Below are 19,490 nucleotides of genomic sequence, written 5' to 3' on the forward strand. Positions count from 1 at the left end.
CTCTCAAACGCAAAAACCCGCCGGGGCGGGTTGGGGGATGTAGCAGGGCTACAGGATCAACATCTGGTATTGCTTCTGGGGTGGCACGGGGTTCAGGGCCATGAGTGACACGGCGTTGAACATGGCCATTAACGGGTCAATTTTGGCCGCCCCCGATGCCTGTTTGGTGATCAAGATCGAGTTACCCCGAGGCTCGACCCGAGCATTCGAACAGCACCAGGCCATCATGGGTTGGGCGCCATGCACCAGAATTCCCTCGGCCAGTTTCCGCTCGGCGGTCTTGATTGCACCACCCAGCTTCCAGCCCTGGGAAATGCCTATAACTTTGTCCTGGGGAACGTCGGCCTCGACCAGGGCGTCAAGGATGCCACCGACGCCCGCCGGGTCGACTCCCACCTGGTCGAGAATGCCCGCCTGGTGAACCTTAGCAACCAGCTCGGCTACCTGGTCGAAGTCTTGACCGATCCGCTCGACCAGGACTAGGTGTCCGTCCTTGTCGAAGTCGCGGAAACGCGGCGCCTCGGCCTTGCGACGCTCCAATACCGAGGGATGCGCCCAGGCCCTGGTCCACAGCAGCCATTGCCGGGTCAGCCGATCCCGGCCGACAGCAGCAAACCCCAGCAGGTCATCGAGCCCCCCGCCATCGATACCGATGTCGATCACCTCGCAGCGTTCGATCAGGTCATCGAGCGACAGACCAGGAAGAATCCCCCGAGCTTCCCAAAAGTCGGTACCGGCCCAGCGATCCGAAAGGAGCGCCAGACCAATCTCGACGTTAAGGTGTTTCGCCAAAAAGCCCCGAAACGATTCCTCGCCTTCCAGCTGGGCTTGTGAATAGCCCCGGTCGATGAATTCCTCATCGACGGAAAGCCCCAGGTTAGGGTTCGTGATGTAAGCGTTTGCCGCGTCTCGATGGGCGTCGGCGTCGAGCATGTGTTTCGGGAATTCGTACAGCACCGGCAAAAATGACGGGTCCGAAACTTCGCCACTTCGCACCTTTCGGGCATACAGCAATTTCTGCTTGAACACGCCGGCCGGCGGCGCGTCGGATTGGGTTGTGGCCCAGATAATGAAACCTTCGGGCCTCGATGCCAGCCCGCCGGTGGCTTCCCGCAACATCGCTTCGGCGTTGTGACGCTTGCCGAACACCCACAGTTCGTCAATGAAAACGCCGATTGCCTTTTTGCCCGACACGGTTTCGCTGTCAGCCGCCACCACCTTCAACGTGGCTTGGGTTTCCCGGTGCGTGACCATGCGTAGATGGTCCTGAACCTTGAGCAACGCTTTCAGCTCGTCATCGGCGTTGATCATGTCGCGGATGGGCAGATAGGAGTTGTCCGCTACTTCCTTCGTGGGCGCCAGGATGATGAATTCGCCCGACTGCCTCCAGTTGATGATCAGCGCCGTCAGCATGATGCCGGCGGCGATTGTCGACTTGCCGTTTTTCTTGCTGATCAGGAGCATGAATTCCTTGATCAGCCGGCGGCCGCTATCCGGGTCGTATGCACCGAAAATCGACGCCACAAAGTCGGTCACCCAGGGTCGGACGGTTTCTTTCATCAGCGGGCTGCCGGTGGCGTCCACCATGCGCAGCTCACCGAACACGCCCAGGGCGTCGGCGGCCTGATCGGGGAACAACGGCGCGAATGGAATCAGCGACTCCCGCGCTTGAATCCGTTTTTCCCAGTCGGGGCAAGCCGTAGACCAGGATTTCATTTAACCGCCTTGAGGGGTGGCCCCCTGGTACCGAACTTGCCTTTCGCGACCTCGGCCGCCTTGTCCTTGGCCTGCTCCTTCTTCCCGCCCTCGCCTTTCCGCTGGTGGATAAACGGCATCAGCGCCTTGGCGGCATCGACGCGCAACTTCGCCTCCTGGCCCTGGTCGTTCATCACGGCCAGCAAAAATTGCTTGGGGTCGCTGTGCATCAGCACCTTTGCCAGGTCGAAACCGGCCGGCCCAGGGGGTGCGCTTTGCTCCTGGTCGGCGGGCTGACCGCTGGCGCTGGCCGGCTCCTGGTCGGCCGGAGCTTTAACATCGGGCTTTAACAACTTGTTAACGTCCGGTGGCATGAGCCCCAAGGCGCCAAGCTTGTGCAGCTCGCCCATTACGCCCTTGTCTTTCGCCAACCTCGATCCGGCTGCAGACGCCGTTTTCTCTGAATAGCCGGCAGCAATTGCCGCATCGCGATTGGACGCACCTTTCCTGCGCGCATCGACAAAAGCGCGTTTTCTAGGTGTTAAAGCCATTAACAAAAAATCTCAGGACGAAAAAAAATCTGTGCGTGCGGGCTCACTCGGTCTAGAAGGGCGAAAGGCCTGGTTTATGACCTTCCCCCCCTAATAGGCAGGGCCTATATTGCACTCTTCTGGTGCATCTTGATGCGATTGATTCTCATATCAGATTCAAATGAGAATGCCGATCATCCAACCAGGCCGGCCGACTCTTCGGCCTTCTTCACTTGGTCATGGCATGGGCCGCATAACGATTGCCAGTTCTCACGATTCCAGAACAGAGTCATGTCTCCACGGTGCGGCACGATGTGGTCAACCACGTTAGCCGCGGTCACCAGGCCTTGCCGCTCGCAATACACACACAACGGATGCTTGCCCAGGAACGCAAGCCTGGCCTGCTGCCACTTGTAGCCATAGCCACGCTGGGCCGCCGTCTGCTTGGAAGCGCGCCAGGAATCAGGGTTGAGTGTCTTGAACTGATCGGGCTTCACGCTCACCCGATCCGCTAGGGTCTTTAGTCTTGCCACGGTTGCCCACCAGGGTATCCAGCCGCTGCTTTGCGATCCTTGCCCACTTGAGCATCCGTGCGCGCCGGGCGGCGCATCCGCTACAGGCCACCATACTGCACCGCTTGGGCCGCCTGCCCGGACTCATTCAGTCCCAGCTCATCACACACCAGGGCCAGCCATTCCTGTTCGGTCATTTGCTCCAGGTGCGCGAAAATATCCCGCCATTCCTCGGGGGTGTAGTCACCTCGGGAATGGCGGGCGGCCCGCTGCTGCTCAGTCTCGGCAGCCATCAGGCGAAGGGGTCCGCAGGCTTGGCCACCGAACGAACGAACCACATAAACCCCTGTTGCAATTCGGTCTTGGCCAGGGCCAGGGCACGCGGATCCACACCGTCGATCAGGCTCACCCGCTTGAACAACTCGCCGGCCTGGGCTTCCAGGGCCTTAATTGCGTTCATGGCGTCGATTTCGGCCTGGCTCAAATCGCGATAACCGGTGATTTTCTTGTGCTGATTGTCCATGGTGTTCTCCAGGTGATGGTCAGCCCTGCGCCTTGCGGCTCAATATGGTGTCGGAATATGCGCGAATCTTGTCCACGCCCATAAAGCCAACGGCGCCGCCGGCAAACGTCGCCATGGACTGGGGTAGGCCCAGCCACTGGAGCAACGGCACCAGGGCCAGGGTGATCAGGCCGCACATGGCGCCTTCCAGCAGCATCTGCCGGCGGGTTCCACCACCGCGCACAACGCGAAAAATTGCCATCAGCATGGACATTCCGGCCGCGTACAGTTGAGTTTGATGGGTCACTGCCCAGGACAGCACAGCGGCCCACATTCCAGGGTCTTTATCCATAAAGCTCTCGTTTCGATTGCTGTCCGGGCCATCCGGTGCGCAAAAACAAAAAAGCCCCGGCAATTGCCAGGGCGTTGAAATGTATAGATAGCCAGTATCAACAGGCGTTATGTGTCGTAGCACTTCGCCACACCAATTGACCCAAACTCATAACCACGTCCGATTTTGAGCGCAGCGGCTTGTAGTCGCTAAGTGTTAGCGTTAAAAGAATATGAAACAGCCGGAGATTCAAAGGAGCAATGGATGCCAGGAGCAACGCTTTTCACCGTGGAATATCATCTCCACGGGAAACCTCGTAGCTTCGTTTTACGCCTCGAGAGCATGAACGATGCCGCAGCCTGGAATTGGGCGGCTTGCGATGCAGGGGTGGCCGTGATTCCCAAATTTGGTGGTCGGGGCATTCGCCCAGTTGGCAAGGACCAAGCGGAAAGATACGGGATCTCGCTCGTCAACTGGCGCAAATCAGACCCGGCTTGATGCGAAGGGCTGGGACAATGAAATGCCGCATCGACTACATGCTAAGAGGCAAGCAACGTTTTTGGATTTGCAAAGCGCACCAATCCTTCGCCGATGATGACGCGTTGGACGCGTTACTGGCCCTTCATCGCAGACAAAATACTTTGAAGGCCATGCGCGCCGCGCCACTTAGCACTACGTCTGAACGACGAACCGCAATCGCTGATCTGGACATTTCCGATGTCCGTTTCCAGATTTTCGAAGATGGCTAGCCAAAATGAGCCCGTTATGCGGGCTTATTTGTGCCCTGATTTGCCAGGGCTTGGAATAGGTGCAGGGGGCCGGCGCATATCCGGCTTGGTGGCCATGGCTCGCTGGGTCGCGTACCCCGTGGCTCTCATCGCGTTGCCGCCCATTGTCCTCACGGGATTAGACGACGCCTCTACCGACTTAGCCCGGCTGCCCGGGCGTGTCACCTGCATTCTGTGTGTCTTCCCACACCGCCCATCGCAGCCCCTGAAAAACGCTAAACAGGTCAACGAATGCTGGGGTTCTACTCTCGCTCGTGACTCACCAGCTATACCGCGTCCAGGACTCCCACAATGGGCCGGCCTGGCTCCGGTTTCCACGTCAGAACGAAAAAGGCCCCGGACTGATCCGGGGCCTTGAATACTGGGTGTCCACGATTGCTGCTGTGACACGCTGCCATGAAACCAGGCTTTTATCCGCCCGGAAAGACCTTTTACATCCTGGTGGGCTAGCGGTAGTAATCGCCGAGGACCGAGAATAGCCATACACGACCGGCAGCTAACGACCCAAAGCTGTCATTAATGCTAGGAAAGTAGTCCGTCCTATCTGCCTCCACTCTTGCGATGCATCCAAGCATCCCAGCCTTTCCATTGCCAGCCTGATCGTCGACGATGCCGCTCGCCGGTTTCCGCCTCGGAATTAATAGGGAATCCGTCACGCACCTCCATGTGAGCCAAACGGAACACCGTGAGTTTCGTGCCTACGCAAAGCAGCCACAACGCAGCCAGTGTACCGGCGCTGCTTCCGGCCAAGGCCGAGCCTTTCAAAGGCAAGATAAGCCAGCCTTTCGAGCAGGCTTTCACGGTGCCGGGCCTCTACGGCATCCAGTGCATCCCGCACCTGGCGATGGGCGTGGTGACGTTGATCCAGGTGGGTGAACCAAATGCCGACAAGCCGCTGCTACCCGCCGACCTCCCGGCACGCGCGAACGCACGCCTCATTACACAGCTGGAAAAACTGGAAGCGGGTCGATGAGCCCAAGGGCTCATCCATCACCTTATTGCTGCTACGTCATGAACATAGCTAAAGGTTCTGTGAAATCAATTCAGTTCCACTCGATCAGCCCCCTACATAAAATACGTCTCAATTTTAGAGTCTATGAATATTCGAGTGGGGCACCCGATCATGACGAATAAAGATTTCGAATTCTCCATCAAGAGCATCCGCTTCGACGAAAATTACCACCCTTCTGAAAACACGCGCATCACCACCAACTTTGCCAATCTGGCAAGGGGCGCGAGCCGTCAGGAAAACTTGCGCAACACGTTGCGGATGATTGACAACCGCTTTAACGCACTGGCGCATTGGGACAACCCTACAGGGGACCGTTACAGCGTCGAACTCGAAATAATTTCAGTCGAGATGAATATCGATGCTGACCGCAGCGGTAGCGCCCTCCCGCTGATCGAAATATTGAAGACAACCATCGTCGACCAGAAAACCGGCGAGCGAACCGCGGGCATGGTCGGGAATAATTTTTCTTCCTACGTGCGGGATTATGACTTCAGCGTATTGCTGCCGGGGCACAATAAAGAGCAGGCGGCCTTCAGCACGCCTGAACACTTCGGCGAGCTGCATGGCAAACTGTTCAAAAGCTTTGTTAATTCACCAGCTTATAGTACACATTTCGAGAAATCGCCGGTCATCTGCCTGAGCGTTTCGAGCAGCAAAACCTACCATCGAACCGAAAACCAGCACCCAGTACTGGGCGCAGAATACCAGCAGGACGAATATTCTCTGACAGATGAGTATTTCGAAAAAATGGGCATGAAAGTTCGTTACTTCATGCCGCCAAACAGTGTCGCACCGTTGGCGTTCTATTTCTCCGGTGACTTACTCGGTGACTACACCAATCTCGAACTGATCAGCACCATCAGCACCATGGACACGTTCCAGAAAATATATCGCCCCGAGATCTACAACGCAAATTCTGCGGCCGGTAAATCCTACCAGCCAAGCCTGCAGCACCAGGATTATTCGTTGACGCGCATTGTTTATGATCGCGAAGAACGTAGTCGGCTGGCTATCGAACAGGGAAAGTTTGCCGAAGAGCACTTCATCAAACCTTACCACGCTGTTCTTGAGCAATGGGCCTCCCAGTACGCTGCCTGACTTACCCGGAATACAAGGTCATCCCACATGAAGAAATTGCTTCCTACTTCCACCGCCGGCAGCCTCCCTAAACCATCCTGGCTAGCACAACCTGAAACACTCTGGTCACCCTGGAAGTTGCAAGACGAATCACTGATCGAAGGCAAACAGGATGCTCTGCGCTTGTCGTTGCAAGAACAGGAACATGCAGGCATTGATATCGTCAGTGACGGCGAGCAAACCCGCCAGCACTTCGTCACCACCTTTATCGAACACCTCAGCGGCGTCGATTTCGAGAAGCGTGAAACCGTCCGCATCCGTGATCGCTATGACGCGAGCGTGCCGACTGTCGTGGGTGCTGTCGCCCGCCAGAAGCCGGTGTTCATCGAAGACGCCAAATTCCTGCGCCAGCAGACTCGGCAGCCGATTAAATGGGCCTTGCCTGGCCCGATGACCATGATCGACACGCTTTACGACAGCCACTACAAAAGCCGTGAAAAACTGGCCTGGGAATTCGCCAAGATCCTCAACCAGGAAGCCCGGGAGCTGGAAGCGGCCGGCGTCGACATCATCCAGTTCGATGAACCCGCCTTCAATGTGTTCTTCGACGAAGTGAATGACTGGGGTGTTGCCACCCTGGAACGGGCCATCGAAGGCCTCAAGTGTGAAACCGCCGTTCACATCTGCTACGGCTATGGCATCAAGGCTAACACCGACTGGAAGAAGACCCTGGGCTCCGAGTGGCGCCAATATGAAGAGGCCTTCCCCAAGCTGCAGAAATCCAGCATCGATATCGTCTCGCTGGAATGCCACAACTCCCATGTGCCGATGGAACTGATCGAGCTCATCCGCGGCAAGAAAGTTATGGTCGGTGCCATCGACGTGGCGAACCATGTCATTGAAACGCCCGAGGAAGTGGCCAACACCCTGCGCAAAGCGCTGCAATTCGTGAATGCCGACAAACTCTACCCGTGCACCAACTGCGGCATGGCCCCCCTGCCTCGCCAAGTGGCCAGGGGCAAGCTGAATGCCTTGAGTGCCGGTGCAGAAATCGTTCGTCGAGAACTCTTGGCTCGTTGAAGGCTGCCCACCATCAGGACCCACCATGTCACTTTCCAGTACGGCCATCGAGCCCTTTCACTTTCGCGAAGCGCTCGGGCACTACGCGTCCGGTATCACGGTGATCACGTCGCTCATCGAAGGCGAGCCGATCGGCTTCACCTGCCAGTCGTTCTACAGCGTGTCGATGAGCCCGCCGCTGGTGTCGTTCAGCGTGATGTCCAACTCGGCCAGCTACCCAGGCATTCGCCAGGCGGGCCGGTTCGCGGTCAATATCCTTTCGGGTGAACAGGTCGGGATCTCCAACCAGTTCGCCCGGAAGGGCACGGACAAGTGGCGTGGCGTCGACTGGCAGCTGTCGCCTCTGGGCAACCCGGTGATTGCCGGCAGCCTGCACTGGCTGGATTGCGAAATCCACGCCGAGCACGCGGCAGGCGATCACCTGATCGTGATCGGTGAAGTGAAAGCGTTGAGGCGCCAGAGTGCTGCAGCGGCGCAACCCTTGCTGTATTTCAAAGGACAATATTGCAACCTTGCCGCGCTTGGCGCGGCTTGAGTGCCTGCCTTCTGCCCATGATCGACTTGAGACACCTGCGCACCCTCCATGCCTTGCGCGAAACGGACAGCCTGCCTGAAGCCGCCGAGTTCCTGCACCTGACTCAATCGGCGCTGTCGCACCAGTTCCGGGAGCTGGAAAACCGTCTTGGCATGCCGGTGTTCGTGCGCAAATCCAAGCCGGTGCGTTTCACCACCGCCGGCCTCAAGCTGCTGCAACTGGCCGACCAGGTGCTGCCGCTGATCCGCACCACGGAGCGCAACCTGAGCAGGCTGGCCGGCGGCGCCCCCGACCGGCTGAACATCGCGATCGAGTGCCATAGCTGCTACCAGTGGCTGATGCCCTCGCTGGACGAGTTTCGCAGCGCCTGGCCCGAAGTGGAACTGGACCTGGCGTCGGGGTTGTCTTTCGCCCCGCTGCCGGCCCTAGAGCGCGGCGACCTCGATCTAGTGGTGACGTCCGACCCGGTGGACCTGCCTAGCATCACCTATGTGCCGTTGTTCGGCTACGAGGCGCTGCTGGCCATCGACAAGCATCACGCCCTGCGCGAAAAGCCGTATCTGGAACCGGCCGACCTCGCCAGCCAGACCCTGATCACCTACCCCATCGAGCGCAACCGCCTGGACATCTTCTCTCGCTTCCTCGACCCGGCCGATATCGAGCCGGCCCGAGTGCGAACGGCGGAGATGACGGTGATGATGATGCAGTTGGTTGCCAGCGGCCGTGGGGTGTGCTGCCTGCCGAACTGGGCCGTGCACGAGTACACCTCCCGAGGCTATGTAATTGCCAAACGCCTGGGTGAGCAAGGGCTGCAGGCCACTCTGTACGCAGCGGTACGCAGCGACATGCTCGAAATGTCGTATATGAGTGATTTCCTGCTCACGGCGAAGGACATCTCCTTTACGACGCTGCCAGGCGTGAATGCAGCATCGAGGCTTATTTTCTAGCTGCGTACCCGCTAGATAAAAAATTTCCGATGACCGCTTGGGTCGAAAGCGGTCAGTCAGGGCCCTCTTTCTAGGCTGCTTCCCTGAATTGCTCCAGGGCACAGTCAACCCAAGCCACGCCGGCCTTGATGATTTCGCGGGCCTTGCGTTCCGACAACATATGCAATTCACCAACCCGCATGCTTGTCCATTTCGCGCCGAAGTACAGCCAGAGGAAATCGCCCATCTGCTGATTGCGAGCGCACAGCCTGGCGACCGCGCCGTCAATGGCCAGTGCCAGGTCGTCGGTGATAACGTATTGCTTGGTCGGGCTGGCGCTCGGTGTATTGTGACGAATCATGGCATCGAGCTGGGAGACGTAACTGGGCAGGCCCATCCCATCCATCCGCCACCAGCCCCATTGCTCCAGCATGTACTCCGTGTCACCCAGCGCCTTGTCGGCATACGTTCTTTTCTTCATGATCAATCCCCGGTGTAATTGGTACCGCCGGCGCCGCGACGGTTGTTTCGGTAGTAGTCGGCAGCCGCTCCCACGGCGTGGCGCGGTTGTCGCGCTTCGGCCAGCAGGCGCTCGGTTGCCAGCAGTTTGAAATTCAGCTGCGTGACCAGCTCCTGGAGCGGCAGCGGCTCCAGGGAGTCGGCCCGGACCCAGCCCGAGGCGTTGCAGGCGAAACAGTCCATTTCATGGAACACGCCGCGAACCAGGCCACGGCCACGGCAGGATTCGCACCTGGCCAAGTCGATCACCGCGCGGCGCAGGTCCGGGCCGTGGGATTTCGTCATTCGCGCGGCCTCCCCTTTTTCGCTCGCAGCCACGGGCGCGGCGGGTGCGGTAACGGGGCGACCTCCTGGAGCGGTGGCATCCACAGCTCGTCAACGATGACCCGGCCCACGGACATGCCAACGATTCCGGCGCCGACCACTAGGACCGGCATTCGGGATTTGCCTCGACCTCTCATTTCAAAACCTTACGGCGGGCGGTGGCGATCCGCTCGATGCCGTACCCAACCACCAGCACGATGGCCGTAGCGATGGCCGTGCCCCAAGCGGTGCTGGCGGAACCCGCTGCCACGCCGCCCAGCAACATCGCGTAGGCCTGCCATTCGGTCACGGTTGCTGTGAAAATGCTTTCATTCGTCATTTTGAATTCTCGCCCGGTGCAAAGTCAGAACCTACGGCGCAGGCCGCGCTATTACTGGGTTGTAGCGTTTCTGTAGGGCTGTCCGATTGGGCATCGGTCGACCCGTGAATCTGCTCGAATCCGAGGCCGTCTAACCATGCATGCCACTTCTCCAGCGCTTCCATTCGCTGGTTGCGCGCCCGGGTGTTGATGTAGGCGCCGGCGATCTTGCCCAGCGTGTGGTTCAGCAGCAGCTCACCGATATGGGCGTCAATGCCAAGGTCGGTCCACCCGGTGCGCGCCACTTTGCGCAGGTCGTGGCTTGTCCACTCCCCCTGCCCGAGGCGAACGAACGCCTGGCTGGCCTGGCTTTCGCTCAGAGCGCTTTTCCGCTTCGACGGGAACAGATACACCCCGTCATAGCCTTTCGCGTTCTGGGTGGCCCTGTAGCGAGCCAGAAGGGCACATGCCTGGGCCGTCAGTGGCACGCGGTGTTCAGTTCGGGTTTTGGTGCGCTCGGCTGGAATGAACCACTCGCCATCTGCCAATGAGATTTCAGGCCAGCGGGCTTGCCGGGTTTCCCCCACTCGCGTGCCGTGGCACAGCATCATCAGCGCCAGCATCGCGTCGGCTGGCTCCTGGTCGAACACGGCAGCCAGCTGGGCCAGCAGGTCGCGAAGTTGCACGCCGCGCAGCCGGGCAGGTTTCGGCGGGATCTTGGCCTGGATGAAATCGACAAACCGCAGCCCCTCCAGCGGATTGGTGCTGATCTGGCCAACCTTGTGCGCCTTGCGAAATGCGGTCAGCAGCAGCACCAGGATTTGCCGAACGTAGGAAACCGAAAGCTGCTCCTGGAGCGGCCACACCAAATCCCGGTCCAGGACAGCACGGGACAGCATCAGCACAGGGGTATCACCCAGGCGCGGGCGTAGGTGGCAGCCGATCACAGTCCGAACGGCCATTTTGCGTTTGGTCGACAAGGTGCGGTCACGGGCGGCCCGGTCGCCGTACCAGTCCAGGACCGCGCCGGCGGTGGCCAGCTCCCCGGCGCGCGCGCTGGCGGCAGGATCACGCGCCAGGCGAAGCTGAATCGCTGGCAGCTCGCCCAGGAGCGCAGAAACGCCCACGTCAGGCCAGCGCGCGATCTGCAACCAAACTTTCCCGCGAACCAGGTACCAGGTGCCGCGCTCGCGGTTCTGCCATAGGCGCAGGTACAGACCGGGGTGTCGCGGGTCGCGCAGGTCGCGCACCTCCGCCCGGGCAGCCTGGCGGCGCACCTCGGCATCGGAAAACTTCACTGAAACGGTGAAACTCATGGAACGGCCCTTAGCGTAGGGGGTTGAATCAGGTAGGCCCGGATCGCTTCCATCGCATCGAATGAGCCGCGGCAAACCACGGCCAGATATCCCTCATCGTTCAGGGCCTGAATGCAGGCGTATTGGGACGGGCTCACATCGGCGTCATACGGCGGCCGGGCCTTGAACTCGATGTACAGCCCGAAATACCCGCCGCGTGCCACAGCCAGCACCAGGTCGGGGATCCCAGCGCGGACGCCCTGGGATTTCAGCTTGCCGGCGGTAGCCTTGTGGCGGTGGCCACCGTTCGGGACGTGGTACAGCAACCGCGAATAGCGCGGGTACCGCAGATCGAATTCCTGGACCAGCGCGGATTGTTCCTGGCCTTCCCGGTCGATTCGTTTTGCTCTCGGCTTCCTTGCTCCAAACCCTTTCAGGGCGGCGGCCTTCACCGCTGCCCCCAGCGCTTGCGCAAGCGGCGATATGCGCGCCCCAGCTCAAGAACGGCGATTTCGAACACCAGCGCGCCCAGCGTGGACGCCATGATCCAGGCAAGTGCAGACCAGTCTTTCATCGGTCGACCTGCTCCTGGTCGTCGTTGCGGTAGCTCTCCAGGTCGATCACCGCGAAAGTACCTGGCCACATCTGGCCGCCGAAAATCTCGGCCGGGCGCTTGTCCTTGAACAACGCCACGGCGTCCTCCGGGTCATGGCGCAGGCCCACCAGCGTGGACCCGCAATAGACCGCGTATCGGTAGTCAGCTGGTACCGGTACGTTGATCGGGAAACCCTGGCGGCCCATCAAACACCTGCCAGTTTTTTCAGCATGGCCTGGAGCTGGCGAAGCTCCGACGATGCTTCGGCGTTGGCCTCGCGCTCGGCCTCGACCGCCAGCGCGGCGTCGTCAATCCGGGCGGCCAGGACTTTCAGGCGTTTGCCCATTTCTTCGCCCAGGCTGATGACATCGGCGGAAAGGCTGGCCAGAACGTCGAGCGTACCGGCGGGCTGCTCCTGGGTGGTCTTGGGTTTTGCTGCTGGCTTGGCCATCTTGTCGCGCTCCTGGTTCTGTTTCGGGGTCACTGCGTCGCGCTGGAAATAGCCAGGCCGTGGTTCACGGATGGCGCCGGCATCGGACAGCTCGCCCAGGCCACGCCGGATAGCGTGACTGGTGACGGTGGTAACGCCGGCGACCATCGCGGCGCGGTGAATCTCTTGGCTGTCCCATGCTTCCTGGATCGGGACAAACCGAAAAATCTTGTTTGCGGTTGATGACTGCCCTTCCAGCAGCTTCATCAGCCGCGTTTCGCTCATTGGCATTCGTGCACCTCGGAGATTGGCGATTCGGCAAGGGCGGCGCGCAGCCTGCGCTTGCCCAGGTAGGTATCCACGCGGTCGCGCTGCCCCTGCTTTCGGCGGCGGCGCTCGGCATCCTGCTGGTTTTGCTTGATCTGATGGCGGATGCCATCCAGGCGGCGGCGAACATCGGCGCTCGCCGGTCGAACCTCGCCCTTGATCAGGCCGGCAATGGCGTGGCCGTCCTGGGTGATCGCGGCGGGCTTGATGGCGAGCTGATCCAGGTACAGGTTCGCGCGTTCTTGCGGCAACAGCCCCGCCCGAACCGCCTGCTCGATGGCGATGGCGCGGCCGGTAGGGTCTTGCCCCAGTGAAACCTCCCACTGCGCAGGGGTGGCGGTGGCGCGCGCAGCGGAAACAAGGCGGTCGTATGCCGAGAGGAACGCCATTCTGGCGCCGATCTTATCGCCGGCGGCCAGCACCGGCGCCGACGCCGCCATTGCCCCGCGAATCTCCTGGGTCAGCACGACGGTTGCGTATTCGTCGCTGGCGCTCAGGGCGATGGCCCAGGCTTCATCCCTGCCTGGGCGGCCATCGGTGGCGTGAACTCGATCTAGGATCGCCCCCAATGTCAGCTGGCCTTTCAGATCGCGTCGGCAAGTCTTGAGCGCGGCGCGCACGGCGCCCGGTTCGTAGTCGGCCAGGTCGTCGGCCATCATGTTGGCGGCGGTGCTGGTGACGATTTGACCCAGGGTTTCAGCCGTGGCGGCAATAGCCAGCGCCAGCCGCTCGATCTGGCCGGCGTCCATGCGGTTAGAAAAACTCATTCAAGCGTTCCCCGTTCCGCTCGCGGATCTGGCGGGCCGCCTCCAGGCCTGCGTTCATGTTCGCCTGGGTCCGCTCCAGCTGCTGGGCGGTGGTAGCGTTCATCTGGCTATTCGTCGCCCATTGCGTGTGGTAGCCCTCGCACTTGGCCAGCAGCGATCCCAAGTCGTGGTAGTTGCGGATCAAATACCGGTCATTGATCCCCACGAAATATTCCGCGACGGGCGCAGCCTCGGCGCCCAGCCGCTTGACCAGGTTTTTAACCAGGGAGTTCACTTTCTGATTTCGCGGCGGCATTACGCCGTGGCGCTGGTGGTAGGCGGCGGCGTACCGGGTCCAGGTTTCGCGGCAAAGGGCCTGGATGTCTTTCGGGCTGGCGTCGACCAGCTGACCCTCCAGGGCGGCGGCGTCGCACGACGCTGCAATGACAGTATTTTGTACCTTCGGTACTAGTTGATTTTCAGTATTTATTAGTGTCGGCTCTGCCGTATACGGTGGCGCCGTATACGGTGGCGCCGTATCCGGCAAATCCGTACACGGTGGCTCTGTTTCCGGCAGATCCGTACACGGTGCTGGCTCCTGGGGTTCGTCGAACACGTCATAGTCATAACCGCTCAGCTTTCCACCCTTCCTGGCCTGGTGGCGGGTGACGTAGCCGGCGGCGATCAGCTCGCCCAAGATCGAATACACGCTATCGCGTCCATCTGGACGCGCAGTGGTGGCGCTCACCTTCACCAACTGGGCCACGGATACCTCCCAGTTGTCGGGCTTGCTCAGTAGGTATGCCAGCAGACCCACAGCGCGAAAGCTCAGATTTGAATCAAACACGCGGTTGGAAACTACGGTGTACCGATCAGGGCGCTTGACGCGGCGAATGCTCATTGGTGCGCCCCCTCGAAAAGGTGATATGGCATTGCGGGAATTCCGGGGGGTTGAATCTGGTTCTGGCTATACGCCATAATCGGCCTCGAACATCTCTAGTTGTTCAGCTGTACGAAAACCGCCCTAGCCGGCGGTTTTTTTTCGCCTTGAGAAAAGTGGTAGCGCTCAGGTCAAGCGGCCGTAACCGACGCGGCCATGACCCGCAGGCCCTCGCGCACGTGCTCAATTTCCTGGGCAATGTGTTTCTTCTCGGTGCTGCTCACAAAGTTGTCCTCAAGCGCGGCGTGGACAGCGACCGTCAGTTCTGCAACCTCTTTGGCGACGGTCATCAGGGACGCGGTAAGCGCTTGTGGTTGCGGCTGTTCGCGCGCTACCAGGTCGAAGCCGAATGCGTTGGCCAGGACAGCCAGCGGACGCATATCGCCTGTGTGCTCCAGGATTTCAAAAACGTGCTCGGCGCGAAGGTGCGCGGCGTCGTTGTCGGGATTGGCGCGACCCAGCAGGCCGGTATGTGACAGCCGCATTTTTGGAGCCACTTCCTTGGCATTGCTGTCCAGGACGGCCGTGTGTAGGGACTTCAAGAATTCATACATATGAAAATCTCAGGCGGTTTTTCAGTGGTGGCGTCGGGCCAGGTTCTGGAGAATGGTTCCAGCGTTAAGCGGGGCCTGATTCGTCAGGGACCGGCGAACACAGCTCCTTGGCGGAGACAAGCCCCCCGGTCAGTTCTTCAGCCTTGAAGGCGCTAGCTGCGCTCATCCGATGCGTACCGGCGAGCCAGTGGGATACCGCAGGCTGGGATACCCCGAGGGCCTGGGCCGTTTTGGATTGGCCGCCAAAATGGCGAACCAAGGTTTGAATGGGGGTCATGTCAAGCCACTTGAAGAATAAGGCGGCTTATAGATTATTTATGCGGCGTCTTATTTGCAATGCTATTAGCGCCCTTATACGATGGATTTGATGAACACACTCGCCCAGCGCATCAAGATGGCGCGCCAAAAATGCCAACTGACCCAGAAAGCTCTCGCTTCCATGGTAGGAATCGAGCAGCCCGTTATTTCCCAGCTCGAAACAGGGAAAAACCAGCAAAGCACCCATTTAGCCAAGATCGCCCACGTTTGCGGCGTGAATTGGCTATGGCTTGCAGAGGGCAAAGGCCCGATGGAAGTCGGTGCAGCGCAGGCCCCTGCCCCCAGCGTGGCCGACACTCCCCAACCGGATATGGCATACCGCTACCCTGTAATCAGCTGGGTCCAGGCGGGTGATTGGGTCGAAGCATGCGAACCGTTCACTGACGGATTCGCGGATAGATACGAATTGTCAGACTACAACTCGAAAGGCGCCGCCTTCTGGCTTGAGGTGCGCGGCGACTCAATGACAGCGCCAATCGGCACCAGCATTCCCGAGGGCATGCTGATCCTGGTTGATACCGAAGCCGAAGCGCGCCCAGGAAAGCTGGTAGTTGCCAAGCTCAGTTCCAGCAATGAGGCGACGTTTAAAAAACTGGTGGAAGATGGCGGCGTCAGGTACCTGAAACCGTTGAACCCTGATTACAAGATGATCCCTTGCGGTGACGATTGCCGAATCATCGGAGTGGCCGTCCGCGTCATGGGCACCCTTCCGTAACGCACTGATTTTGTGCAGAAAACCCGCTTCGGCGGGTTTTTTTGTGCCCTGTTGCGGCGCATTGCCGCAGGTGATGGCGCATCAGGAAATTTCATGCCGCGCCAGCATTGCGGGGGCACCTTCGGCGTTATTACCGTCTGCATACAGATAGATTCATCGGACGATTTACAAGATGTTGCGCCCAGATAGATCCCCCGCTGCACGAACCTATAACCTCCTTCTCGACCGTGTTGCCCGCATTGTGGCAAGCCCTCACTCTCGCAAGATACGGGCCGCCGTCGTCGCTCGCCGGCCCAGTGAAAACCCGGACGATTGGCAGCGGCTTATACGAAACCTGTCCGCTACGGCCGGCGTCACCCTGCAATTCATCAGCGACTGCCAGGTTCTCATAAACTGGGCCGATTTCATCTAGGCCGCACTCGCCCGCTACCCCGCCCGCCATACGCGGGCTTTTTTTTGGCCAGAATATTTTTATAAGCTGACTTATTGACGCATTCATATAATGCACCTTATATTTCGCTCCGCCACCAGGCAGCATCCGGTGGCAGGGGCGAAGGCCCGCGCTCTTTCAAAACCAGACGAACCCCACGCGACGTACCGGCCAGGCCGGTGGTGAGAAAGCTAAAGCGTCCGCACAGATTTCACTCGCAGCGATTCCCAAGAGTCGCTGCCGGGAAATCATCCAGCCAAGGAAAACCGATGTTCATCAAGACAAGCAATTTCATCACCGGCGGCGCGGTAATTAACGGCAAACCCTACCGAGTCCGGGGCTACCTCGAAGACGCGATGGTCGAGCTGTTCGGCGCGCTCCCATCTGCCGAAGCTCGGGCAAAGCTGCTGGCCAAGTTTGAGGAATGCCACCAGGCACTGGTCGCAAAACAGGCTGAAAAGCCAGCCAAGCCAGCGACACGGGCGGAAATGGAAGCCGAAGTGGCCGCGCGAATGAACAAGCTGAGCGCCGCATTTTCGCGCCCTTGGGACGATATGGGGGCGTGGGTCGCCAGCCTCGACGACGACACGCTGGAGAAGCTTTACAACTCCCCAATGCCGTCTTTCCGCTCGGGCAAGTAAGCGCATGCCGTCACGAATTCGTTTCACCCTGGGCGCCAAGCTCTTTTTGCTTGCCCTGGTCGTCGGCCTGATCGGTTGCTGTGTGGCACTCGTTGATTTGATCACTGATTTCACTCGCAAGCCTTGGGAACAGGGCTTGCCGGGAAATCACCAAAGAGGAAACGCCATGTTTGGCAAGTTGCTGGGCAAGAAATTCGGCAAGGCGAAAGTCGAGCTGAAAAAGGTAGAAAACCGTCAGCTCATGGAAGCCATTGTGGGTGCGTGCATCCTGGTCGCCGCGGCTGATGGCGAGATTTCCAAGAGCGAGCTGGAAAAGATCGACCAGCTGATTCGCTCGAACAAGAACCTGGAGCATTTCGGCGCTGAAATCACCGTAACCCTGGGCCGCTTCACCGAGCAATTGAATGCCGGTTTCCGCGTCGGCCGCATGAACATCATGCGCGAAATCGGCGACATCAAGGACAACCCGCTGGACGCGGAGGAAGTGTTTGTAAACATGCTGACCATTGCCGAAGCAGACGGCGAAATCGAAGCAGGCGAACTCAAGGTGCTGGCCGAAGTTGGTCGCCTGCTGGGCCTGCGCCTGGCTGACTTCGGGATCGAAGGTTGACGCCCGGCCGAAAGCTGGCGCTGGTGGTCGCCGGTGGCGCTCTGGCCATCGCCGCGATCAGCAGCGGAGGTAGTCGGTTAAGCTGTTCTTACTACGGCTACCAGGCCGAACAAACCGTGAAGTACGTCACATTCATGGGCTGTTTCATCAAGACGCCATCCGGTTGGCTCCCTAGAAAGCAAGTGATGGCCAGTCAATAGCTTATCCTCACGCCCAATCATCCGATGACTGGGTGATTGGTTCAAAGATAAGGAATTGACCTGGTGTATAAAAACAAACCGTTGCTTTTTCTGATCGCTGCCCTGGCAGGGTGCACCCCCCTTCCACATAAGCGCGTTGCTGCTGTCGATCCGGCAAAGTGCCGCGCCATCGAAGGGGCGCCGGCACGCATGACCCGGAAAGGAAAGCTGGCCTACAAATACGTTTGCGACGGCCAAAGCGTGTGGCTCACCCCAAAATATTGATCCGAGCTGTTCCGGCGCGCCTCTAGCGCCAATCCAGGCCCCGCGCAATGCGGGGCCTTCCCTCCCCCTTTTTCAGACTTCATTGGCAGGCGCCAGGCGGGTATTCCATCCCCCATCTGGTAGCAGCCGGCCGGCTGGCGCCTGGCCAATGAGGTTTGCCCCATTACCGACATCACCGCCTGATATGGAGATTCGCCCGTGTTCGAACAAATTCGCAAAGCCCAAGCGGAACGCCAATCCCTGCGCCAGCAAGTCATCCTGGCCACCGAGGAATTCCGCAGCAAATCCCGGTTCCAGGTACTGGCCAGCCCCGGTGGCGGGTGGTCGGTGGTGTCGGCTGATCACAACCGCCTGGTAGGCCAGAACAAAACCCACATTGAGGCGGTGAAGTACGCCGAAAAGCTGGACCGGATCTTTCCGCGCCGCGCGCCGGCCGCCGATTCCGCATTCACAGCCAAAGCCATCGGCGAGCGCGCCACGCGCTGGGTTTCCTTGTTCGCCCTGATCCTGATTGTGTTCGCCGTGAAGGTGTCCAAATGATCCGCGATGCAGAAGGCTTGGAAGCAGCAAAAGCCGCGTTCTTTGCGCGCGGCGGGGTGATCACCCCGGTTGAGGGTTACAGCTATCAACCACCACCGGCGCGCCGGGAATTTTCGCTCAGCCGCACACCGCCCAGCATTTCGGCCCGCGTGGTCCAGCTGATGGACAAGGGCGTTGGCATCAAGCGCATTGCTGCCCGCCTCGGTATCACCCAGGCCGACGTTCACCGGATGGCCCAGGAGCGCCGATGAGTAAGCGCAAGGCCCACAACTTCCAACGCCGGATGGACCGGGCCGCGCGGTCGCTGATCATCACCAATAACGCCGCCGTGGTCGCCATCGATCCCAGCGGCCTCCAGGTGATGGTCGACTGGCGCAAATGCCGGCAGATCCGAAACCGCCTGGTGGCGGACGCGCTTTGCGACCTGCCCCACCGCTGGACCGTGTACATCGCCGCGTTTTGCGTTGATGAGTTCGGCGCTCGCTACATGAAATCCCAGGAAATTAACCCCGTGGGCATGTACCGCACCGACTCGCTCAACGACGTGATCGAACATTTCTACAACGAATTGCGGGACGGCTGTAACCCAAACCACCGCGTAGCGATGGGCTGGCTGGCCGTTCCCACTCTCGTGATGATCCCCGAAGCCCAGGCGGCCGCCCTGTTTGAGTCGGTCGGCGTCTGGCGCCAGGCCAAGGTTCCAGCTTGAAACGCTTTCGACAGCGCGCCCGCAAGCGGCGCCAGCACCATATCCAA

Annotated in this window: 32 protein-coding genes and 1 pseudogene; 15 read left to right on the forward strand and 18 right to left on the reverse strand. The window is 59.7% G+C overall.

Going from position 1 to position 19,490, the window contains the following annotated elements; genetic code table 11:
• Positions 1-48: 48 nt before the first annotated feature.
• From L6D64_RS08610 to L6D64_RS08635, 6 genes are all read right to left on the reverse strand, one after another.
• Positions 49-1,716, reverse strand: coding sequence for a terminase large subunit (locus tag L6D64_RS08610; RefSeq protein WP_176506370.1), 1,668 nt, complete (start codon positions 1,714-1,716; stop codon positions 49-51).
• Positions 1,713-2,246 (reverse strand): terminase small subunit, encoded by a 534-nt coding sequence (locus tag L6D64_RS08615; protein WP_176506371.1) that lies wholly within the window; start codon positions 2,244-2,246, stop codon positions 1,713-1,715. The genes L6D64_RS08610 and L6D64_RS08615 overlap by 4 nt, the downstream gene beginning before the upstream one ends.
• Before the next feature lie 173 nt (positions 2,247-2,419).
• Complete coding sequence (locus tag L6D64_RS08620) at positions 2,420-2,758, reverse strand: HNH endonuclease (RefSeq protein WP_176506372.1); 339 nt, start codon at positions 2,756-2,758, stop codon at positions 2,420-2,422.
• Between the two features lie 80 nt (positions 2,759-2,838).
• Positions 2,839-3,030: a hypothetical protein gene (locus L6D64_RS08625; protein WP_176506373.1), complete on the reverse strand. Its 192-nt coding sequence runs from the start codon at positions 3,028-3,030 to the stop codon at positions 2,839-2,841.
• On the reverse strand, positions 3,030-3,260 hold the full coding sequence (locus L6D64_RS08630) for an Acb2/Tad1 domain-containing protein (RefSeq protein ID WP_176506374.1): 231 nt from the start codon (positions 3,258-3,260) through the stop codon (positions 3,030-3,032). Before L6D64_RS08630 ends, L6D64_RS08625 begins: the two co-directional genes overlap by 1 nt.
• Before the next feature lie 19 nt (positions 3,261-3,279).
• The gene (locus tag L6D64_RS08635) at positions 3,280-3,591 is read right to left on the reverse strand and encodes a phage holin, lambda family (RefSeq protein ID WP_176506375.1); all 312 of its coding nucleotides are present in this window, start codon (positions 3,589-3,591) and stop codon (positions 3,280-3,282) included.
• Between the two features lie 243 nt (positions 3,592-3,834).
• Between L6D64_RS08635 and L6D64_RS08640 the strand changes: the two genes are divergently transcribed.
• From L6D64_RS08640 to L6D64_RS08670, 7 genes and pseudogenes are all read left to right on the forward strand, one after another.
• Positions 3,835-4,068 carry a DUF6555 family protein gene (locus tag L6D64_RS08640; protein WP_236192395.1) on the forward strand — a complete coding sequence of 78 codons (234 nt, stop codon included), beginning with the start codon at positions 3,835-3,837 and terminating at the stop codon, positions 4,066-4,068.
• Between the two features lie 17 nt (positions 4,069-4,085).
• Positions 4,086-4,319, forward strand: coding sequence for a hypothetical protein (locus tag L6D64_RS08645; protein ID WP_236192396.1), 234 nt, complete (start codon positions 4,086-4,088; stop codon positions 4,317-4,319).
• 709 nt (positions 4,320-5,028) lie between these two features.
• Positions 5,029-5,331, forward strand: a pseudogene (locus tag L6D64_RS08650) (plastocyanin/azurin family copper-binding protein); the annotation flags it as partial.
• A 150-nt stretch (positions 5,332-5,481) separates the two neighbouring features.
• Positions 5,482-6,468, forward strand: a complete 987-nt coding sequence (locus tag L6D64_RS08655; protein ID WP_176506376.1) for a DUF1852 domain-containing protein — start codon at positions 5,482-5,484, stop codon at positions 6,466-6,468.
• A 27-nt stretch (positions 6,469-6,495) separates the two neighbouring features.
• On the forward strand, positions 6,496-7,527 hold the full coding sequence (locus L6D64_RS08660) for a methionine synthase (RefSeq protein ID WP_176506377.1): 1,032 nt from the start codon (positions 6,496-6,498) through the stop codon (positions 7,525-7,527).
• Positions 7,528-7,552: 25 nt separating this feature from the next.
• Positions 7,553-8,062 (forward strand): flavin reductase family protein, encoded by a 510-nt coding sequence (locus L6D64_RS08665; RefSeq protein WP_176506378.1) that lies wholly within the window; start codon positions 7,553-7,555, stop codon positions 8,060-8,062.
• 17 nt (positions 8,063-8,079) lie between these two features.
• Entirely contained in the window at positions 8,080-9,009 is a 930-nt protein-coding gene (locus tag L6D64_RS08670; protein WP_176506379.1) for a LysR family transcriptional regulator, read from the forward strand.
• Positions 9,010-9,079: 70 nt separating this feature from the next.
• On the opposite strand, the gene L6D64_RS08675 is transcribed toward L6D64_RS08670, so the two are convergent.
• The 12 genes from L6D64_RS08675 to L6D64_RS08725 form a co-directional block, all read right to left on the reverse strand.
• The gene (locus L6D64_RS08675) at positions 9,080-9,469 is read right to left on the reverse strand and encodes an antiterminator Q family protein (protein ID WP_176506380.1); all 390 of its coding nucleotides are present in this window, start codon (positions 9,467-9,469) and stop codon (positions 9,080-9,082) included.
• A gap of 2 nt (positions 9,470-9,471) precedes the next feature.
• A complete protein-coding gene (locus L6D64_RS08680) occupies positions 9,472-9,792 on the reverse strand; it encodes a hypothetical protein (protein ID WP_176506381.1) in 321 nt (106 codons plus the stop codon).
• Between the two features lie 172 nt (positions 9,793-9,964).
• The gene (locus tag L6D64_RS08685) at positions 9,965-10,150 is read right to left on the reverse strand and encodes a hypothetical protein (RefSeq protein WP_176506382.1); all 186 of its coding nucleotides are present in this window, start codon (positions 10,148-10,150) and stop codon (positions 9,965-9,967) included.
• On the reverse strand, positions 10,147-11,445 hold the full coding sequence (locus tag L6D64_RS08690) for a tyrosine-type recombinase/integrase (RefSeq protein ID WP_176506383.1): 1,299 nt from the start codon (positions 11,443-11,445) through the stop codon (positions 10,147-10,149). The genes L6D64_RS08685 and L6D64_RS08690 overlap by 4 nt, the downstream gene beginning before the upstream one ends.
• The gene (locus L6D64_RS08695; protein WP_176506384.1) at positions 11,442-11,876 is read right to left on the reverse strand and encodes a VRR-NUC domain-containing protein; all 435 of its coding nucleotides are present in this window, start codon (positions 11,874-11,876) and stop codon (positions 11,442-11,444) included. Before L6D64_RS08695 ends, L6D64_RS08690 begins: the two co-directional genes overlap by 4 nt.
• Positions 11,873-11,998: a hypothetical protein gene (locus L6D64_RS28300; protein WP_276575168.1), complete on the reverse strand. Its 126-nt coding sequence runs from the start codon at positions 11,996-11,998 to the stop codon at positions 11,873-11,875. The genes L6D64_RS08695 and L6D64_RS28300 overlap by 4 nt, the downstream gene beginning before the upstream one ends.
• Positions 11,995-12,225, reverse strand: a complete 231-nt coding sequence (locus L6D64_RS08700; protein ID WP_176506385.1) for a hypothetical protein — start codon at positions 12,223-12,225, stop codon at positions 11,995-11,997. The genes L6D64_RS28300 and L6D64_RS08700 overlap by 4 nt, the downstream gene beginning before the upstream one ends.
• A complete protein-coding gene (locus L6D64_RS08705) occupies positions 12,225-12,716 on the reverse strand; it encodes a hypothetical protein (protein WP_236192397.1) in 492 nt (163 codons plus the stop codon). The genes L6D64_RS08700 and L6D64_RS08705 overlap by 1 nt, the downstream gene beginning before the upstream one ends.
• Positions 12,717-12,730: 14 nt before the next feature.
• Positions 12,731-13,543, reverse strand: a complete 813-nt coding sequence (locus L6D64_RS08710; protein WP_236192398.1) for a hypothetical protein — start codon at positions 13,541-13,543, stop codon at positions 12,731-12,733.
• Positions 13,530-14,423, reverse strand: a complete 894-nt coding sequence (locus L6D64_RS08715; protein WP_176506387.1) for a helix-turn-helix domain-containing protein — start codon at positions 14,421-14,423, stop codon at positions 13,530-13,532. The genes L6D64_RS08710 and L6D64_RS08715 overlap by 14 nt, the downstream gene beginning before the upstream one ends.
• A 170-nt stretch (positions 14,424-14,593) precedes the next feature.
• Positions 14,594-15,016, reverse strand: coding sequence for a phage regulatory CII family protein (locus tag L6D64_RS08720; protein WP_176506388.1), 423 nt, complete (start codon positions 15,014-15,016; stop codon positions 14,594-14,596).
• Positions 15,017-15,080: 64 nt separating this feature from the next.
• Positions 15,081-15,293 (reverse strand): transcriptional regulator, encoded by a 213-nt coding sequence (locus tag L6D64_RS08725; protein ID WP_176506389.1) that lies wholly within the window; start codon positions 15,291-15,293, stop codon positions 15,081-15,083.
• Between the two features lie 90 nt (positions 15,294-15,383).
• Between L6D64_RS08725 and L6D64_RS08730 the strand changes: the two genes are divergently transcribed.
• The 8 genes from L6D64_RS08730 (at position 15,384) to L6D64_RS08760 (ending at position 19,443) form a co-directional block, all read left to right on the forward strand.
• Complete coding sequence (locus L6D64_RS08730) at positions 15,384-16,049, forward strand: LexA family protein (RefSeq protein WP_176506390.1); 666 nt, start codon at positions 15,384-15,386, stop codon at positions 16,047-16,049.
• 172 nt (positions 16,050-16,221) lie between these two features.
• Complete coding sequence (locus L6D64_RS28450; RefSeq protein WP_176506391.1) at positions 16,222-16,461, forward strand: DUF1654 domain-containing protein; 240 nt, start codon at positions 16,222-16,224, stop codon at positions 16,459-16,461.
• A 287-nt stretch (positions 16,462-16,748) separates the two neighbouring features.
• Complete coding sequence (locus tag L6D64_RS08735; RefSeq protein WP_176506392.1) at positions 16,749-17,120, forward strand: hypothetical protein; 372 nt, start codon at positions 16,749-16,751, stop codon at positions 17,118-17,120.
• A 166-nt stretch (positions 17,121-17,286) separates the two neighbouring features.
• Positions 17,287-17,730, forward strand: coding sequence for a tellurite resistance TerB family protein (locus tag L6D64_RS08740; protein ID WP_176506393.1), 444 nt, complete (start codon positions 17,287-17,289; stop codon positions 17,728-17,730).
• 263 nt (positions 17,731-17,993) lie between these two features.
• Positions 17,994-18,194 carry a hypothetical protein gene (locus tag L6D64_RS08745; protein WP_176506394.1) on the forward strand — a complete coding sequence of 67 codons (201 nt, stop codon included), beginning with the start codon at positions 17,994-17,996 and terminating at the stop codon, positions 18,192-18,194.
• A gap of 198 nt (positions 18,195-18,392) precedes the next feature.
• Positions 18,393-18,734, forward strand: coding sequence for a hypothetical protein (locus L6D64_RS08750; protein ID WP_176506395.1), 342 nt, complete (start codon positions 18,393-18,395; stop codon positions 18,732-18,734).
• Entirely contained in the window at positions 18,731-18,985 is a 255-nt protein-coding gene (locus L6D64_RS08755; RefSeq protein WP_176506396.1) for a hypothetical protein, read from the forward strand. The genes L6D64_RS08750 and L6D64_RS08755 overlap by 4 nt, the downstream gene beginning before the upstream one ends.
• The gene (locus L6D64_RS08760; RefSeq protein ID WP_176506397.1) at positions 18,982-19,443 is read left to right on the forward strand and encodes a hypothetical protein; all 462 of its coding nucleotides are present in this window, start codon (positions 18,982-18,984) and stop codon (positions 19,441-19,443) included. The genes L6D64_RS08755 and L6D64_RS08760 overlap by 4 nt, the downstream gene beginning before the upstream one ends.
• The last annotated feature ends 47 nt before the right edge of the window (positions 19,444-19,490 follow it).

Source organism: Pseudomonas urethralis (genome assembly GCF_021602465.1).
In the GTDB taxonomy this organism is placed as follows: Bacteria; Pseudomonadota; Gammaproteobacteria; order Pseudomonadales; family Pseudomonadaceae; genus Aquipseudomonas; species Aquipseudomonas vlassakiae.

What these genes read in the sequence shown, in the direction of transcription:
- L6D64_RS08610 (WP_176506370.1), bottom strand. Translation starts at nt 1,716, where the DNA reads ATGAAATCCTGGTCTACGGCTTGCCCCGACTGGGAAAAACGGATTCAA.
- L6D64_RS08615 (WP_176506371.1), bottom strand. Translation starts at nt 2,246, where the DNA reads ATGGCTTTAACACCTAGAAAACGCGCTTTTGTCGATGCGCGCAGGAAA.
- L6D64_RS08625 (WP_176506373.1), bottom strand. Translation starts at nt 3,030, where the DNA reads ATGGCTGCCGAGACTGAGCAGCAGCGGGCCGCCCGCCATTCCCGAGGT.
- L6D64_RS08630 (WP_176506374.1), bottom strand. Translation starts at nt 3,260, where the DNA reads ATGGACAATCAGCACAAGAAAATCACCGGTTATCGCGATTTGAGCCAG.
- L6D64_RS08635 (WP_176506375.1), bottom strand. Translation starts at nt 3,591, where the DNA reads ATGGATAAAGACCCTGGAATGTGGGCCGCTGTGCTGTCCTGGGCAGTG.
- L6D64_RS08640 (WP_236192395.1), top strand. Translation starts at nt 3,835, where the DNA reads ATGCCAGGAGCAACGCTTTTCACCGTGGAATATCATCTCCACGGGAAA.
- L6D64_RS08645 (WP_236192396.1), top strand. Translation starts at nt 4,086, where the DNA reads ATGAAATGCCGCATCGACTACATGCTAAGAGGCAAGCAACGTTTTTGG.
- L6D64_RS08655 (WP_176506376.1), top strand. Translation starts at nt 5,482, where the DNA reads ATGACGAATAAAGATTTCGAATTCTCCATCAAGAGCATCCGCTTCGAC.
- L6D64_RS08660 (WP_176506377.1), top strand. Translation starts at nt 6,496, where the DNA reads ATGAAGAAATTGCTTCCTACTTCCACCGCCGGCAGCCTCCCTAAACCA.
- L6D64_RS08665 (WP_176506378.1), top strand. Translation starts at nt 7,553, where the DNA reads ATGTCACTTTCCAGTACGGCCATCGAGCCCTTTCACTTTCGCGAAGCG.
- L6D64_RS08670 (WP_176506379.1), top strand. Translation starts at nt 8,080, where the DNA reads ATGATCGACTTGAGACACCTGCGCACCCTCCATGCCTTGCGCGAAACG.
- L6D64_RS08675 (WP_176506380.1), bottom strand. Translation starts at nt 9,469, where the DNA reads ATGAAGAAAAGAACGTATGCCGACAAGGCGCTGGGTGACACGGAGTAC.
- L6D64_RS08680 (WP_176506381.1), bottom strand. Translation starts at nt 9,792, where the DNA reads ATGACGAAATCCCACGGCCCGGACCTGCGCCGCGCGGTGATCGACTTG.
- L6D64_RS08685 (WP_176506382.1), bottom strand. Translation starts at nt 10,150, where the DNA reads ATGACGAATGAAAGCATTTTCACAGCAACCGTGACCGAATGGCAGGCC.
- L6D64_RS08690 (WP_176506383.1), bottom strand. Translation starts at nt 11,445, where the DNA reads ATGAGTTTCACCGTTTCAGTGAAGTTTTCCGATGCCGAGGTGCGCCGC.
- L6D64_RS28300 (WP_276575168.1), bottom strand. Translation starts at nt 11,998, where the DNA reads ATGAAAGACTGGTCTGCACTTGCCTGGATCATGGCGTCCACGCTGGGC.
- L6D64_RS08700 (WP_176506385.1), bottom strand. Translation starts at nt 12,225, where the DNA reads ATGGGCCGCCAGGGTTTCCCGATCAACGTACCGGTACCAGCTGACTAC.
- L6D64_RS08705 (WP_236192397.1), bottom strand. Translation starts at nt 12,716, where the DNA reads ATGAAGCTGCTGGAAGGGCAGTCATCAACCGCAAACAAGATTTTTCGG.
- L6D64_RS08710 (WP_236192398.1), bottom strand. Translation starts at nt 13,543, where the DNA reads ATGAGTTTTTCTAACCGCATGGACGCCGGCCAGATCGAGCGGCTGGCG.
- L6D64_RS08715 (WP_176506387.1), bottom strand. Translation starts at nt 14,423, where the DNA reads ATGAGCATTCGCCGCGTCAAGCGCCCTGATCGGTACACCGTAGTTTCC.
- L6D64_RS08720 (WP_176506388.1), bottom strand. Translation starts at nt 15,016, where the DNA reads ATGTATGAATTCTTGAAGTCCCTACACACGGCCGTCCTGGACAGCAAT.
- L6D64_RS08725 (WP_176506389.1), bottom strand. Translation starts at nt 15,293, where the DNA reads ATGACCCCCATTCAAACCTTGGTTCGCCATTTTGGCGGCCAATCCAAA.
- L6D64_RS08730 (WP_176506390.1), top strand. Translation starts at nt 15,384, where the DNA reads ATGAACACACTCGCCCAGCGCATCAAGATGGCGCGCCAAAAATGCCAA.
- L6D64_RS28450 (WP_176506391.1), top strand. Translation starts at nt 16,222, where the DNA reads ATGTTGCGCCCAGATAGATCCCCCGCTGCACGAACCTATAACCTCCTT.
- L6D64_RS08735 (WP_176506392.1), top strand. Translation starts at nt 16,749, where the DNA reads ATGTTCATCAAGACAAGCAATTTCATCACCGGCGGCGCGGTAATTAAC.
- L6D64_RS08740 (WP_176506393.1), top strand. Translation starts at nt 17,287, where the DNA reads ATGTTTGGCAAGTTGCTGGGCAAGAAATTCGGCAAGGCGAAAGTCGAG.
- L6D64_RS08755 (WP_176506396.1), top strand. Translation starts at nt 18,731, where the DNA reads ATGATCCGCGATGCAGAAGGCTTGGAAGCAGCAAAAGCCGCGTTCTTT.
- L6D64_RS08760 (WP_176506397.1), top strand. Translation starts at nt 18,982, where the DNA reads ATGAGTAAGCGCAAGGCCCACAACTTCCAACGCCGGATGGACCGGGCC.